At 33.6% G+C, this 16,791-nt stretch carries 14 protein-coding genes; 5 read left to right on the plus strand and 9 right to left on the minus strand.

The window, feature by feature from the left end; all coding sequences use genetic code 11:
* The first annotated feature begins 31 nt into the window (after nucleotides 1-31).
* Nucleotides 32-373, plus strand: a complete 342-nt coding sequence (locus tag HYY69_06830) for a hypothetical protein (GenBank protein MBI3033164.1) — start codon at nucleotides 32-34, stop codon at nucleotides 371-373.
* On the opposite strand, the gene HYY69_06835 is transcribed toward HYY69_06830, so the two are convergent.
* The 3 genes from HYY69_06835 to HYY69_06845 form a co-directional block, all read right to left on the minus strand.
* Nucleotides 348-6,203: a hypothetical protein gene (locus tag HYY69_06835; protein ID MBI3033165.1), complete on the minus strand. Its 5,856-nt coding sequence runs from the start codon at nucleotides 6,201-6,203 to the stop codon at nucleotides 348-350. The two genes, HYY69_06830 and HYY69_06835, sit on opposite strands and share 26 nt — an antisense overlap.
* A gap of 59 nt (nucleotides 6,204-6,262) precedes the next feature.
* Nucleotides 6,263-9,799, minus strand: a complete 3,537-nt coding sequence (locus HYY69_06840) for a LamG domain-containing protein (GenBank protein MBI3033166.1) — start codon at nucleotides 9,797-9,799, stop codon at nucleotides 6,263-6,265.
* Nucleotides 9,800-9,890: 91 nt separating this feature from the next.
* The gene (locus HYY69_06845) at nucleotides 9,891-10,127 is read right to left on the minus strand and encodes a hypothetical protein (GenBank protein ID MBI3033167.1); all 237 of its coding nucleotides are present in this window, start codon (nucleotides 10,125-10,127) and stop codon (nucleotides 9,891-9,893) included.
* A gap of 75 nt (nucleotides 10,128-10,202) precedes the next feature.
* Between HYY69_06845 and HYY69_06850 the strand changes: the two genes are divergently transcribed.
* Nucleotides 10,203-10,670, plus strand: a complete 468-nt coding sequence (locus HYY69_06850) for a hypothetical protein (protein ID MBI3033168.1) — start codon at nucleotides 10,203-10,205, stop codon at nucleotides 10,668-10,670.
* 205 nt (nucleotides 10,671-10,875) lie between these two features.
* On the opposite strand, the gene HYY69_06855 is transcribed toward HYY69_06850, so the two are convergent.
* From HYY69_06855 to HYY69_06865, 3 genes are all read right to left on the minus strand, one after another.
* Nucleotides 10,876-11,166 (minus strand): hypothetical protein, encoded by a 291-nt coding sequence (locus tag HYY69_06855; protein ID MBI3033169.1) that lies wholly within the window; start codon nucleotides 11,164-11,166, stop codon nucleotides 10,876-10,878.
* Nucleotides 11,167-11,204: 38 nt separating this feature from the next.
* A complete protein-coding gene (locus HYY69_06860) occupies nucleotides 11,205-11,648 on the minus strand; it encodes an N-acetyltransferase (protein MBI3033170.1) in 444 nt (147 codons plus the stop codon).
* A 403-nt stretch (nucleotides 11,649-12,051) separates the two neighbouring features.
* The gene (locus tag HYY69_06865) at nucleotides 12,052-12,852 is read right to left on the minus strand and encodes a hypothetical protein (GenBank protein MBI3033171.1); all 801 of its coding nucleotides are present in this window, start codon (nucleotides 12,850-12,852) and stop codon (nucleotides 12,052-12,054) included.
* A gap of 97 nt (nucleotides 12,853-12,949) precedes the next feature.
* Between HYY69_06865 and HYY69_06870 the strand changes: the two genes are divergently transcribed.
* Entirely contained in the window at nucleotides 12,950-13,600 is a 651-nt protein-coding gene (locus HYY69_06870) for a hypothetical protein (GenBank protein ID MBI3033172.1), read from the plus strand.
* A gap of 3 nt (nucleotides 13,601-13,603) precedes the next feature.
* Here the strand turns inward: HYY69_06870 and HYY69_06875 are convergent, their stop codons facing one another.
* Both HYY69_06875 and HYY69_06880 read right to left on the minus strand, forming a co-directional pair.
* Nucleotides 13,604-13,984, minus strand: a complete 381-nt coding sequence (locus tag HYY69_06875) for a PIN domain-containing protein (GenBank protein MBI3033173.1) — start codon at nucleotides 13,982-13,984, stop codon at nucleotides 13,604-13,606.
* A complete protein-coding gene (locus tag HYY69_06880) occupies nucleotides 13,981-14,226 on the minus strand; it encodes an AbrB/MazE/SpoVT family DNA-binding domain-containing protein (GenBank protein ID MBI3033174.1) in 246 nt (81 codons plus the stop codon). The genes HYY69_06875 and HYY69_06880 overlap by 4 nt, the downstream gene beginning before the upstream one ends.
* A 188-nt stretch (nucleotides 14,227-14,414) precedes the next feature.
* On the opposite strand from HYY69_06880, the gene HYY69_06885 reads away from it, so the two are divergent.
* Complete coding sequence (locus HYY69_06885; protein MBI3033175.1) at nucleotides 14,415-14,675, plus strand: hypothetical protein; 261 nt, start codon at nucleotides 14,415-14,417, stop codon at nucleotides 14,673-14,675.
* Between the two features lies 1 nt (nucleotide 14,676).
* Entirely contained in the window at nucleotides 14,677-15,465 is a 789-nt protein-coding gene (locus tag HYY69_06890; GenBank protein ID MBI3033176.1) for a hypothetical protein, read from the plus strand.
* A gap of 3 nt (nucleotides 15,466-15,468) precedes the next feature.
* Here the strand turns inward: HYY69_06890 and HYY69_06895 are convergent, their stop codons facing one another.
* Nucleotides 15,469-16,680, minus strand: coding sequence for a tripartite tricarboxylate transporter permease (locus HYY69_06895; GenBank protein ID MBI3033177.1), 1,212 nt, complete (start codon nucleotides 16,678-16,680; stop codon nucleotides 15,469-15,471).
* Between the last annotated feature and the right edge of the window lie 111 nt (nucleotides 16,681-16,791).

A 16,791-nucleotide genomic window follows, 5' to 3' on the forward strand; every position in this document is an offset into this window, starting at 1 on the left:
AACATATAAACATAGTTACCTGTAAATACCCATGCACCCATCCATAGAAATTGTAGATATTGAAACAAGAAAACAAAGATTGTTCAGATTTATTAAAAGAGGACCAATTTTAGCAGCAATTATCCTAGATGTTGTTGATATGATTGCTGCTAATTTCGCGTATTTTAACCTTAGTTGGGATATTGTATCTTATATTTTATTATACCGGGTATTACATAATAAATATTTAGCAAATATTATGATAATTGAATTCTTTTTAACAAGTGATTCTGTTCTTGGCCAAATTGATGCAATCATACCATTAGCAATAATTATTGCATTAGTCGATCATGTTCTTAATACCTATACTATTGAATCTTTTTGTAGAATGTAACAAATCGTGAAAGCTGCTGTTTATATTTTTGAGGTAAAAAGGTATGCGCCTCTTTTGAAAATAATTGCTCCACTTTTTCTTGCGGCCAACCAACAGAACTAAGGTTTTTGATAATATGTTCTTTAGTATAACCTTTATCTAATTCTACTTGAATATAATGCTGCAATTGATTATCAAATGCAGGATTTGAAGTGTGAACTTGGGGAATATCACTAAGTGATTCTCTAGAAGAAGATGTATGCTGGCTCAGCTGAGCAAATCGCCCATGCTGTTCAGGACTATCATTTTTACCAACAGACAATGATCCTAAATTTAAACCATGATTGTCGTATATATTACCTCTAACAGATTTAATTAAAAGCATAAGTAACAATCCTATCACTAAGACAACGGGAATTAAGATATATAACCATGTTTTCCAAGGAGATGAACAGACTTCACAACTGCCGCCGCAATCTACTCCTTCTTCATCTTGATTTTGTATTTCATCAAAGCATGATTCACAGGCATTGCAAGGTCCTCCGCAGTCCAATCCTGCTTCACCTTGATTTTGTATACCATCGTAACAGGATGCTTCCTTAAATTCAGGTTGTGTAAACTTTGGTTGTGACGGTGTTAATGTTGATTGTGGAACAGTGCCTTTCTTAATGGTTAATGGTACACATAATTTTGCACATAAACCGCCGCAATCAACACCTTTTTCATTTTGATTTTTAATACCATCGGTGCAAGTTGCCTTAGTTGTTCCATATGCTTGGTTCGAAGTGTCACAGGTTATTTGTAATATGCCGCCATCCCTATAACAATCATTTAATGGCTTGCATTTTATTGTTTGTATGCCATTAATGCATTTTTGCTTTTTAGCATCATTATAACACGATTGGGCATATTTAGGTTCACAATCTTTATCTTTTTTCTTCTTTTTCTTTTTGTTTAGATCTTTGTTATCATCGTTATCATCATCATCTGCTGTTTTTAGAACCTGACAAATATTATTTTTACATTCACTAGAAGTGCATTGGCTGTTATCAATGCATGTTTCCCCAGATTTAATGCAAACATTTGATGCACAGGTCAATCCTTCAGGACATTTTTTATCACCTGAACAATCAATCATACAAATATTTCCCGTGCAAACATTTCCTGCTCCGCAAAAATTAAAAGGACTATCTTTATTACAGGTTTCTAATTTTAGCTTGCAAATCGGTACTTTTTCAGCAATATCACAGAATTCATAGGAATACTTGCAAGTTCCCTGTTTATCATTAGCAGTTTTTGTATAACAGTAATTAGCTGGTAGAGTTCCACAACTGCACACCCCTGGATGCCCGGATACAACTGATTTAATCTGATCATTTGCAACATTGACATAGAAATCATTTTCTTTTTCAAGATAATATTGATATTGATTACCAGCATTGTCTTCAATAATAACGCCAGTGATTGAGGAACTACAAGATTGACTGCAAACCCCTGAAATACCATCTTTAACAACAAAAGTAAATGAATTAGTTTCTTTGCCGCATGTTCCTTGTTCAACATTAGCACCAAAACAACCGATTAATAATGCAGATTCTTTTTTATCTGATGAAATTTCTTTTTTGCTTAAATCATAATACAATAATACAGCTTTTACACCATCATCATCTTTAATAGTTACATTTAATTTTTGGTTTCCATCAGAAGCAGTGTAATAATACAATTCTCCTGTTGGGAGTTTATCCACTTTTAAGCTGCATTTATTTGAAGTACAGGTATATTTTGAATCTTTGCAGTCGACATCAGCTGAACATGTTTTTGAGATTAATGGCTTGCATACTTTATCGGATCCGCAATAGTAATTATTGCTGTTGCATGAAGCATCATCAGTACAGCTTGATGGTAAAGGTGTGCAAAGTGGGAGTATGAGTAGATCACCATACTGCGGACAGTAATAACCACTTCCACAATCACTATCTTGATTGCAGGATGTCTTTCCTTTAGTATCTATGTCAAGAACACATCCACCATTTTCACATTTCTCTCCAGATGTGCAGTGTATGTCTTTAGTGCATTCTGGAATTTCATCAGGAATTATGCAATTTTTATTCTCGCATATTGCTGGGAATGGGCATTGATCATTAGTAGTGCATGAAATATCATCTAATGGAGATACATCAGGTTTGCAATAGTTTTCTGTTCCTGAATTAAAACAAGTAAATCCATTTGGACATGGTTGTGTTACACTGCAAGGTTGTTTACAATAACCATCTACACATCCATGTTCGCAATCTTGTTGATCATAATCTAATATATTTGAATTAAGATCACACATAAATTCCATGAGATTATTCTCATCTACACAATAATCTAAATTAGTATCTACAGTATTAAGTGCAGGATAATATCCTTTTGCTATACCAGGAACTCCAGTATTATAATAAGCATAGTTTTCAAATTTAGGTCCAACATCACTATCAACACAATTAAAATCTTGGTTACCAGTTAAAACACAGTCGCCACTTTCACAAGTATAAAATTGAGGGCAATCATTTGCACCAGAACATGAATCAGGCAAAGCTAAACATAGTCCACCCACAAAATAACCAGCTTGATATTCCGGTTTGCAATAAAATCCATCATCACAGTCAGAAGCTTGTTCACATTCCGATTCAAAAGTCCCTAATGTACTTTTTAAAACACAAGTATCTACATTACAAACATATTCGTCATTTAAACAATCAGCATCACTATTACAAGGAGTTTTATAATCTCCTCCTTCACAGCTTAGCTTTGCTCCTTTTAATTCGTTAATATCAGCCTCATATTGTTCTTTTTTAGGTGCTATAATTCCAACATATTGTTGTGTATTAAAATCATAATATTTGTACATGACATCAAACTCAGATGGAGTTTGGAAGCACATATCTTCAACAAAAATCTTCTGTTCTTGATCTACAAGAATATCTTCTGTTGCATAATTTTTAGTATTATGTTTAACACCAATAATATAATCAGGTTGAAATACATCGTTCTGTAATTTTGGTTGGATATAATTATCATCTTTCTTAGCAAAACCAAAATAAATCTTTTTATTATTTTTATCAGGAGCTGTATATTCAGCATACACTTTATCAATACTATCATTAACCGTAATTGTTGCAAAATAAGCAGGTGTTTGATCAAGATGCAGCACTTTCGGATCAAAAGTATAGTAAAATGCTCCTACAGAGCCAGATAATTGAATTTTATCTTCTGGAATGCTGATAAAATAATTAGCTAATTCATTATCTTCAAAATAAAGTGGTTCATTAAGTATTTCTTCATTAGTAAACATTCCACCAGTAACACCTAAGAAATTTGGCTGAATTGTTGTTTGATAACTATTAGATACAAACATTGGTTTTTCCAAGGTATCAGCACCTACTGAGGGAAGTGCAAAATTATTATTAATCACTACAAGATTACCAACTGATTCAAAAAATACCGCATCTGCTTGGCTTGGATATTTTAATGGTGCAAACGTGTTGTCTGAAACTGAAACTACTTTTGAATCTGAAAACTCATAATAACCGCCTTGAAGATTATTTTTGTAGATGATATGATTGCTGCCACCATTGAATTTTACTGTGCCGCTTATGTACAGATTATTATTAATAAAAGTAACGAGATCAACATTATTAAAGAACAGAGTGCCTGCACTGTTAGTTACTTTTCCATCAGGAGCTGTATATTTTGAACTCATAACATTGTTCCCATCAAAAATAATACCTTTACTATAATCAAATTGAGCGATTGTTGCAACATTAGTGAATTTATTGTTCAAGAATGCAATGTTTTTTCCATATGATGCTCCAAATACCGTATTAAACCCTTCAAAATTGCAGTTTTTAATGATGAGATTTTCACCTGCATCCAAAGGAGTAATAAAAGGAGTAGTAAAATAGGTATTTGATGCGTACTTTACTGTTGAACCTTGGCAATCTAATACTAAATCCTTGCCTTTCTCTTTAGACATAAATATCAATGGTTTATCAAATTGATATGTTCCTGGACACAGTTTTACTGACTGATCAACAAACCGATATTCCTGATTATTTCCTTTTGATTCAAATGGTTTGAATGTTGTAGCCCCTGTTGTAGGATCTATGATATAAGGAAGTTGATTAGCACAACCATTTTCATCTGCTAGACCTTTTTGCTGTGGACAATAATTGTCAGTGCAGCCTTGAGGGATACAGAATTTATAATTAGGATTTTGTTTACAAGCTTCAACACATTCAGGATAATCACCACGTCCATCACAAGAAATACATGAATGCTTGTAATTACAAGTAGTAGGATATATTTGTCCTAATCCTTGATTACACATAAATCCTTTGCTATAATAAAAGTGTAATCCATTATCTTCAAAATCTAATTCTTCATTACAGGGGATACAATATTTTCCTGTACTTGTTACTGATTGACCATAAGGACCTATTGGACCTGTTTTACCAGTTAATTCAGTACATAGTTCACTACTACATTGTGCATCAGTATTACATTTTGCATAATTGGCTAATTTCTCTGCTGGATTAGATTGAGTTATTAGTTTTATTTTTCCATTTTCACATTGAACATTACTGAGCAATGGATCATAAGGATCGTGTATTGCATCGTTATTCCAATCTGATGAACCATAAAAATAATTATTATCAGCATTTAAGTCGATTGAAAAAGTAGGTGCAAATACATCGTTGGGTTCATATAAAAAATCAATTAATACTGTAAGAGGCATACACCAACTCATGGGTTTAATCTTTATTTTTCCTTGTCCACCTATAAGACATTTTCCATTTGAACAGGTTAGTTTAGATTCACTTTCTGTATTATCTGTATATTTAACTATGACTTGATCTAATTCTGCAAACTCTTTTTCAGATCCTAAGTAATAAGGTTTATCATCAAATTCACCATATAAGTACAAACCTGATTCTGGTGTTGTATCATAACGGAGATATACTTTTCCTGAAAGAGTAGAAGATGTTGCTTGCTGAGCTTTGCATGTTGTAGTTCCTTTTTGACATCCATTAGGACAATCCTTTAAGAGAAGAAGTTTTCCATCATGGCATCGTGTAATATCATTTCCATCCCAACAACCTACACCACCTTGAGGAGCACCATATAAACTTTGGCAGGTGCCAGTAGGTTGGTTACAGGTATCAGTATTTACATCACATCCTAGATTATTACAAGTATTAACTATATCAGTACCTGCTACACCTTTGCCATAATCTTTACATTTGACTATCTTTTGACCATTCTCACAAAAAGGAACTCCTATTGAAACACCATAATTAAATTGACAAATATCAATGGTTCCACCACCTAATCCAACTAAATCAGTTCTTGGAATAGTGGTATCATGGACAAACAGCGTTGCTATTTGTTGATCATACAGGGGTACATAAAACTCAAGAAATTGCTCGGTGATTGATTTTCCCGTAGATGAGTAAGAAATAATAAAAGGGATTAATGTTTGGAACTTATTAATTGATTGCCCAAATATTTGCAGCGTATAAAACTGTTCAAACAATAACTTGGTTTTTTCTGGAGGCAACTGTTGATTGAGAAAAGTGGTAAATTCAGAATCTAACATAGAATAACTTGGTTGAGAGAATGGAGCACTTACTATGCTTCCACCTTTTCCAGCTAAATCTTCTTTCAAAAGCCAATTAATTGCTTTCCCAAACATATCTTTATCTCGCTGTTCTGGAGTTAAGTCAATGTATATGGTAAAATAGAAGGTAAATATGATTATAATAATCAAATAAACTATGGTTAAGCCTATTTTATGTTTATGCTTCATCCCTACACACTCTTTTTTATTGATTTTTATCTTTGAACTTTATAAATGTATTGGATAAGTTATTTCCCTAATAACTTATCCAATACATCCTTATCCCATCCGCCGTCTTCTAACGTCTGCTTAATTTCTTCAGAAGACATGCCTTTCTTCTTATAATAATCAACAAATTTAGTGAGCTGTGCTTTGTCGCGTTCTGACAACATATGCTCAAAATGTTTGTCAAAAAGATTATGAATAAACTCTTCATCCCATCCTGCAGCAAGCATATGATCAATAATTTCATCTTTTTTAATGCCCTGATTAAGCTGTTCTTTCATAAATGCAAGAGCGCCATCTTCTTTAGGCACAATAGTTGTTTGCGGTACTTGTTTTGAGGTTGTTAATTTAGGAGTGCGTGAAAATAAGTTATAAACACGTGCTTCACCAATTAATACTAGAATACCAAATAAGCTTACAGCTAGCACAACCCATATCCACCAGCGCGCAAGTTTCGCTTGTTCTTCACTGCAAGGTTCGCATGAACCGCCACAGTCTATATTGGTTTCGTCTTGATTTTTGATGTTGTCAGAACAAGTTGGTTTAACTGCTTCCTCCTTAATAGCTTTTGTTTGCTGAATAACAGGTTTTGATGCAGCTGCTTTAGCGCTTGATTTTTGTTTTTTCTCTAGTTTAGTTATGCTAAAATAATTAGGTTTATTCTTTGAAACAACTGAAGCGCTTGACGTTGTTTTATCAAATATATTGCCTTTATACAAATTACTAGGTGTTTTCTTGCCACCTTTTTTATCATCGCTGTTATCTTTTTTAACATCTTGCTGAGGTTGATTCTTTTGGATCTCAACTTGATCATAAGATTTAATATTTTTATTTATAACCAGCTTTCCTTGATCATCATACACATACACTACAACTTTCCATACATCTCCTGCACTAGTAAGACTTTCATGAATTGTATCAAATCCTTTAACATTTTTCTTAAGTTGCATCTCTGGAACTAAGAAAGAATACATGCGTAACTCGTCTAGATAACCCTCAAAGGCTTGTTTCTTTTCTGGTGATAAACCAATATAGAGATCGTTCTCAATATCCTGCATAACCACCTTACTCGATTCTGTTGCAACAAGAGTTCCATCAACAAATAAAGATAATTCTGAGCCTTGGATTTTTGCTGTATATTGGAGTGCTACATGATACCACTGTTTTTCTTTTAGCGGTGCCAAGGATACATTTGCTGTTCCTCCTTTAACACCATGAATAGTAAACAATAATCCTTTTTCTGAATCATGAATCAGGCTAAATGCATTTTCAACACCAATAATATATCTTTTACCCGTTAATTTTTGCGGATTAATCATCAATTCCAGAGTAAATGCATCAACATTTAATTCAGAACTAAAAGGTATTTTAAGATATTCATTATTGCCTGAAATGGATAAACTGTACTTATCCGTTGGCAAGCTTGCATCTGAATAAAGCTGACCACCATATTTTTCTACAAATAAATTATTCCCACTAATATCTTTGATACTATTTTTAGTTTCCTTAACGTGGGATGCATCAACAGGAATATTAAAAACAGTAATTGAATTGTTATTTTTATACCAATTATAAACAGTAACTGCATCCTCAACAATTCCTTTACCACCATATGCTGAAGAACTAGCAGTAAGAGCTTCAGAATCAAAAGGTTCTTTTGGAGAAATTGTTACACCATACATTGGTTGGCAAATATTTTCAGCGCAATAGTAATATCCTTTACAAACTTTTTCTGCATTACAATTGGTAGGCTCACATTGTTTGCTGTTACTGTTACATTCTGAATTCTCAGGACAAAGAGGATCTTGCTTTGAAGAGCAGGTAATCTTAGCGCAAATATTTTGCTGGCATGATAAACCTGCTGCGCAAGATTTGCTGTCAATACAAGTATCACCTTCACTAGGAAGTGCATCTTCTTTTGGTGTTTGAGCTGGATTTATAACAACATCATCAGCTAAAAGGCATTCTTTATTTAAGCAGATATTATCTTTTGGACATGCATTGCTACAGGTTCCATCACCAAGGCTTCCATCAGGATTTTTATTCAAGCAAATTCCTTTCAAACATGCTTGATTTGCCAGACAATTAATGTTTTTGCACAAGTCAACTTTATTTTTTTCCAGTAGTTTTCCAATGTCTTGTGGCAGTGATGTAATTCCTGAACATATTCCCCTAAAACAAACAGTATTAAAAGGACATTTTTCAGCACAAGTATTTTCACCAATGTTTCCTTTATTGTCTGTTTGATAACAATTTCCTGCGAAACAGCTGCTTCCTGCAGGACATTTGATAGCTAATGCTAAACAAAGATCAACAGGTTCTTGTTTTGGAGTTGGAATCAGAGCATCTGTTGAAATGCAGGCACCTTTGTCAGGATTGCACCGCGTTGCTTGAGGGCAAACCATTTGGATTTTCCCTGGAAGATTAGTTTTCACGTCACAAAAATATTCGGTTAAATATATGCCTGAACAAGCATCTGTGTAATTTTGTTCATTATAATAAACAGTACCTTTGACGCCATAGTTAACATAAGTTGTTTGGCTTAAAGAAGGAACTATCCCTGAAGAGAGCGGATCATTTTGAGAAATAATATCTGTGTCTTGACAATTTCCTTTAAGGGGGGGCTGAAGAAATGTTTCAGGAATGCACTCTCCTCGACTGCAGATTTCATCTTCAGGACAAAGGTATTTTAAGGTTCCATGTTGTTTTGTTGTCGGATCGCAAAATTGTTCAATAAGATACATAGTACCAGTAATATTCATACATGCATCAGAAAAATTATTCGATTCTGTAGTCACTTTGCCAGGTTCATGATAATTGATATATTGGGCTTGGTCAAGGGAAACATCTATTCCTCCCGGAAGAAGATCATTGCTGCTAATAACATCGGTATCAACACAAATAACATCTTTTTCATTGACACATTGATTGTTCTCACATACTTTTCCTTCACTACAATCACTATGTTGAATACAATCTTCTAAAAGCGGTGATGATATAATGCACTTCCCCGATGAAATTTCACAGATTTCTTTCTCAGTACAGTCTGCGTCAGTTAAACAGGGAGGAATAATGGGTTCAAAGCAAAAGCCTTGATCCAAAGTAACTGACATACCATAAGAATATGCTGCTATTTGTCCATTAATCATATTTTTGTCTTCTTCGAGACATTCTCCATTATTTATATTGCACCATTTGAAATGCGTTTTACAAGAATCTGGAATATCTCCTTTTCCAACAAGGGTAACCTCAAGTGTATGGTCAGCGGTATTTAACTCAGTAGTACTGCCTTCGGACAAAGAAACAAGCTGATCTTTATTCGCTTGATCAGTAATTTTGTAATCACAAACAACTTCCCCGCATTGGAGACTACCAAAATAACCTTTTCCTGAAATATCTTTTGATGATGAAAGAGACAACTCGCCTGATTTAAATATAGAAAAATAAAAAAGCACTAAAGAGATCACAACTACAAACACTAAGATATGCGTATTTCTTTCATTAGGAGATTTTGATGAAGATAATCGTTTACGAGCTGCTTTTTTCTTAGCTTTACGCATTACATACCAACCTTTTTTAAATAGTTTATATAACTAAAGTTCTTAAATTTTATAAATTTGAGAACTTTAGTTATATAAATATATCGTAAAATTAAGTATGATCTAGATTTCTAATATGACGGTAGGGGTCAATTGGTTTAGTTTTCCCCTTTTTGTGACATTCTTGGCAAAAACGAAAGAATTTTGGGACATTTCTACCTGGCCCAGCAGAAATTTCCTGATCGACACGATGATTTTCACAAGTGTATCGCCTACAATGGTCGCAATAAAATTCAGTTTGTATACCACAAACATAACATAATCCATCAGTTTGATAGCGAAAACCCATAATGTTACTTAAAGAAGTAAGTAGTATATAAAGATTAATATTTAAAAGATATGACCTGTTTCTTAGTATTATACTATGGAGTTTGCTGAAGTTACTGAGTGGGGAGAACTTGAAGAGGTGTTACGCAGCACGAATAGTTGTATAACCCCTGATTCATCGTTTGGTTCAGTATTTCCAGCATATGATAAGAGTAAAATTGCGTGTGATGATTTTCAACATAATCCTGCAGTAAAATATTTCATTTATTTAGATGGTGACACTAAAGGATATATTAGAATATTCAAACAACATGAAGACGATGGTGACACTGGTTTTATTGATTATATTTGTCCGTTATATGGATGTCCAGTAGTACTATTGAAATTATTATTAAGGCAAACAACAATGCAAAGATTGTATCTTAATCCTCGACGTATAACTAATAGTGTTCCACCGTTAGCTGCTGAAATTAAAACATTACATTTAGAACTATCACCTCAACACGCAGATTATTTTCCTTCTAATCATAGAAGTTATCAGGTACTTGTTCTTCCGAAAGAATAAAGAGAACTTTGCAAAATTATGGTTACTGCCAAAATGGTGAGCATTTTCGAAATACTTATTGAGCAATTTTCAGAGTTCCAGAGAGAAAATTGCTTTGTTAAATGGAAATCTCAATGCGAACTGGCAGTAACCCGAGCTATGCGAGTATTTTGCAAAGTTCTCTAAAGAGAGCATCAGGAAAAATAAGAAAATAATAACATAGTAGTTATAACAACTGATCTAATTTACCTGAAGCTGATGCTGGTTTCTTCTCAGTTCCTTGCTGTTTTTTTGCCATTTCACGCGCCTGCGCTTCTAAATCAATACCAAGGTCTTTCAAGGCTTTAATATGCATCTGCATAAGCTGTTCAACAATAGAAATTATTTTAACCATTTCTTCACGTTCTTTTGCTAAAGTAGCCAAAGCCCCTTTATGAAAACCAACTTGTTCATCCTTGCTAACATTTGCTGGAGCAACTGATTCCTGCTTTTCTTGTTTATCTTGTTTTGTAACCATTGTTTCACCTTAGATAAAGACGAAGTCTTTATCTCCTTCTATTTTAATCTTTTGATTATTTGCGCTGGAACTCCTGCAACAATCACCTTATTGGGAACATCTTTAGTGACAACTGCGCCAGCGCCAATAATAGAGTTCTCTCCAATAGTTACTGGCATAATCGTTGCATTACTCCCTATAGAAACACCTTTTTTAATAAGTGTTGGTTTCCAATTATCCTTTCCTCCAGGAGGTTTAATATCGTTAATAAACATCACACCATGTCCAACAAAAACATTGTCTTCAATAGTGACTAACGAACAGATAAAAGTATGTGATTGAATTCTGCAATTATTGCCAATCTTGACTTCTGGTTGTATCTCAACAAAACTACCGACCATAGAATTATTACCTATTTCACAGCCATAAAGATTAACATAATGCCATATTTTAGTATCTTTACCTATCTTGCAATCTTTAATCAATTGGTATTGCCCTGGCATCTTAGGAATAATTAGGTAGTTATTTAAAAGGTTTACGTAAATCTGGCACAATCCAATTTGTAAGTGATATTGCGAAAAGTGCCACCATCTTTTTTGCGAGGCTCTTCTTATCTTTCATCGAGTGCTATCCGAGGTTCCAGAGAGGATAGCACAATCGATAACTGCATCTTAAGCCGAGCCGATGGTGGCTGCCGAAAGCATTTTCGCAATATCACTCGTTTTTTGGATTGTGCCGTAAATCTGTACGTAATAAGTCCCCTTTTGGTTTTAGCGCCGGTTCAACTTTTTAAGTGGATTTCGGTTGGATTTTTCTCTCTGGAACTCCGAAAAATCCTCACAGCAAATATAAGAAAAGCTTCACAAAAGTAGGTGCTAAAACTCCAGACTTATTACGTACGTAAATCTATACCTTTCTTCCGCATACTGCATTCATTGCAGCAATAAACTCCTTGGCATCAGTTATCATTTTATCTAATTGCTCGCCTTTAATCTCTTTTAGTTCTCGGTGAAGTATTTTTTTAGAGATATCATAAAATTTTCTCAACATTTCAGGATATTTTTTATCCAATTTATTGGTTTTTACAAATCGTTCGTATAATTTATCAGCAGTTCCTTGCGGTGTTGCAGGAATTTCACCAGCATGCATTAATGCAGCATGAGCGCAATCCATTACTGCCCAATATAAATCCATAACGCCCTGCATCATTCTTGATCTGGCGCTGTAATATGCTGCCTTGCTTTTCCCAAAATAAGCATTGACTGATTCTGGTGTTGGTCGTATTCTTCCTTCAAATAATAATAATTGCAAGGGAAAGACAAAACCTGTGTCAATTAATCCAACGCCTGATCTGAGCATATTCATAATGATAGGATCACCAATGCGGACATATTCCCAAAAACTGGTAAGCCTTAATGTAGTTATATGCAATCTATTTGAGGTTTCAATTGCGCATTTCTCAACAATAATGCGATATGTTTCTATAATTTCAGGAGTTAAATAAAATGAAACATTATCAACAATGATAAGAATATCAATATCTCCTTTGGTGTTCATCTGAGATCCACCGCCAAAAATCATAATTGCACGTATAAATCCACCAAACTCATTATACACTTTAGTGCTAAAACTACGGGCAACATCATAATCCTCAGTAGTATAATTTGCTTTATAAGGAGGTTCTTTACGTTTAATCTCAGACTTCATTATTTCATCCCATATTGAAGTACGTATATAAACGTTTATTATTATTGTGGAATAGTAACTTAATATTTATAAAGTTCCGTGATCATAGATGTTAAACATGGTAGCAAAACAAGCATTAGAAGAAGTCATTACTAAAAAAGTAAAACCTATTATTAAAGAAACAACAAGCAAATTCCTTGGCGTTTCAGTTGAGAAATTGAATGAAGATATAACCTCATTGCTTCACAAGCCAACTTTATTAGGAATTAAAATCGACATGACACTTCCATTTAAAGATGCAAAAAAAAAATTTAAACAGCAATATTTAGAAAAATTATTGAAATTACACTTTGGCAATATTACTGAAGTTGCTCGTTTAACGCAGACTGATCGGCGTTCTATTCATCGCTTACTCAATGATTTACATATTGATGCACATAAAATAAAACAAGAGATGGTAAAGCCTTATGCAGTACAGTTGTCTGCGTTAAATGTTGAAATTGAACAGGTTCTTGACAAATACAAAGAAGTGCTGCATCCTGAGAAGCTACGAAGCTTGTATAGAAATGTTGATGTTCTTTCAGATGAAATTCTTAAAGAATTACCTGAACAGCCATTATCATTAAGCGAAGCATTACTGGAATTTGAAAAGAAATATGTAGAAGAAGCTTTGAAATTTCACGAACATAACATAGCTAAAACAGCGCGTACTATAGGATTGCGGTATGAAGTATTACATAGAAAAGCTAAGAAGTTGAAGTTGATATGAACATCATACAAGTTCTTCTCTAGGAATTTCAAGATTATTAAAATCATGATCGTAACTTAAAACACTATCACAATCTTCTAAAAGAGCAATCGTATAATGAATTAAATCAATAAACTTGAGTTGAGGATATTTGTTAGCTCTTTTTAACGACTCAAAAATAATATTAATATTAACCTCTTTAATAGTGATATTTGATTTTAATAGAGCTTTAATGCAGAGAGTTGCATTTTCTCTTGATGTTTGAAATTCAATGATGTTAAATGCTTCAACTAAAACAATTGCATCAGTAATGAGGTTTTCTTCTCTGATTGTCCTCTGACATTTCTCTTGAAATTCATTTGCATAAAATGCATACGCTACAATATTACTATCAACAAATTTCATCTGAACATCTTCTCATTGTAGTTATCCATCTCTTGAGCAGTTAGTACTTTTTTTGGTTGAATATGCTTTGTTTTTTCAAACATTTTTTCTAATTCATTACCTATAGGTTTTATTAGTAACATATTATCTTTTTCTTCAATCTCTACTTTGCTACCTATTTTTAATCCTAATGCACTTCTCAATTTTGCAGGTATGGTTATTTGTTGACCCCTACTTATAGTTACAATCATGTTATCCCTCATTATTCATGATTAATGATACATTAATATATAAACTTTTCTATGATTTATTAGTCCCACTAACTGTTATTAGAATCCCTAATTCTTTAAATATCCGTTTGATTTATACTGTGACAGATAGATCATATTAGCACATTAAACGATTATATGGCAACTTATAACAATGGCATATATTATAATGGTGAATAACTATGGCTGAATTATATATAAGCATCTTGCAAACACCGCCTTCAATGCCTACAGCACAGGCATATGGCAGTTTTGGATTAAGTCACGGAAGTCCACTTAGTTATAACGGTAGCAGTATGGTTCAAGGTTATGATCCTATTGCACAAATGACAAATAGATCAACAGGAACATTACCGGAAACTGTGAAGAAATCTCTAGGGATTATAGATATGAATCAGAAATTACCAGGTTATGGAGACATATCTTTGCAAAATGGTAAATAACATGATTTATCAACAACAAGTTTATGTTCCTAACCATACTTCTTTCTCAAATACTTATCACTCTGATTCTTCTCCAGGACTTGATGATCTTGTTTTTCATTATGTATCCCCTAGTACTAGGGCTTCAGATTCCCAAACTGAAGTAATTAATTTAGATAGTATCCATCAAAAACAACAATATTATGGAGTTAAGAGCTGTTTATCTGCGTACCTACCGCACCCACCTCGTGAATATCATCATGTTGTTGATAATTTTCTTCATATTTATCGACCAGTAACGCAGTTTATTGGCAATGCTGAACAGATTAAACAGTATATTCTGGAAGCATTTAAATTAACAACGGGAAATGAATTACCTGACGACATATCAATTACGATATCCTCAGCAGAGCAATTGCAGAGAATACATGGACAATTCAGCAGCGAATGGAGCAATGGCATCCAAGGATTTTCTTTAAATAAAACACGGCAAGTATTTGTCAAAGAAGGAGATTTAGATAGAGTTATGCTTGTTGTTGGTCATGAAATCGGCCATGTATTATCTAATACTCTTGACAACAAGCATGACGAGGAAGCAAAAGCATTTGCCTTTGAGATTCCATGGATGGAAGCAATTATTAAACATAACATTGCCAATCTTAAAGATAATATTAATTTGGATTTTATTCCTGCAAACAATGGATTACATGACATTGCGTTTGGTTTTGTAAAGAAAGTAATCAACTCTGGAAAACAAGCATTGGAATTATTTAAAGATTTGATTAAAGGAGAGGCTCCGGTAAAAATGTAGTTTTTACCCTATAAAATACACTATAACTGGCACTAACAAACATCCCATGAGATGATTCTTGCCAATTTTTTGCAATGATGCTGTTATGCCAACTGCTGTTGCAGTACCTAATATCAATAATCCAATCAAACCATCAAAGTAAAAACTTAATAATATAATAAATATTATAATACCTGTAATTATTTTTGCATAAGGCGCTTTTGAAATAAGATACGCAAATATTTTAGATAATGACAATGACAGTAATGCAGCAATTCCAGCAACTATAATACTAACTATTAAAAATAATATCATCACTTCAAAAGAAACTTTCCCCATTATTTTCCCCACCGTTAAAACAGCACCATTTCTTGCTTTTTCTAAAAGATAAATAGTAGCAATTGAAACAACCATATTCACGGTATTGATACCTCCCACTAATATGAGAAAACCTTTATCTTCTATATTTTTAAGAAATGTTTGAGCAACGATTGCAGCCTGGCTGCTCCCAAAACCAGGAAGAAAGCCTGCAAAGTACCCTGCAAGCACAGCTCCGATGGTGCTTTTTATTAAAATAAGTTTTGAAATGATAATCTCTTGAACTGATGTTTGTTGAGGAATAGTTGATTTTTCCAAAATACTCATCACTAATAAACTTAATCCAAACAAGCCGCTCAGCAGATGAAATAATGGCTGTTTTATCTCAGGAAAATTTAACACCAAGATACCTAAAATACCTGAAGTGAAAAATAACATAAAACTCCAGCATTTTTTATGCAAAGTTGGTTCTCTGAAAATAAGAAAACAAACTACTATGACTAGAGCAATGCCCATGTAATCTTTAGTCAAGGGATAAAGAAAGTCCATACTTTTTATTATCACCGGAAAAAATATTATTGTCATTATTAATCCAAAAAAACTGCCTATAATGGTTAAAACAACTGCTTCATGGGCTTTTCCTTCCAAGAGCATCCTATGTCCTGGCAATGCATTTAATATTTGATCTTCAGATGGCGCGCCTAAATAAATACTCGGTAATGCATCAAGAAATGTATGGGTTATTGCCATTGCAATAGTAAAACATCCTAAACTAAGCGGAGAAATATATTTTAAAATAAGTGAGCTTGCTGTCAACACTACCGCGCAAACTAAATTGATATGGATACCGGGAGTTAAGCCGGTGATGATCCCGGCGGTTATACCAACCAATGTTGCTAAAAGTATTTCTATGAACATTTTTAAACCTTTATTTTTATCCATGTATAGAGCGGAGTGGGCGGGACTTCCAAATCTCAAGGGATGCAAGATTTTTGAACCCACATGAGATGGTTAATCTCACCATGGCAT

It is taken from the genome of Candidatus Woesearchaeota archaeon, from assembly GCA_016192995.1.
Lineage (GTDB): Archaea > Nanobdellota > Nanobdellia > Woesearchaeales > DSVV01 > JACPTB01.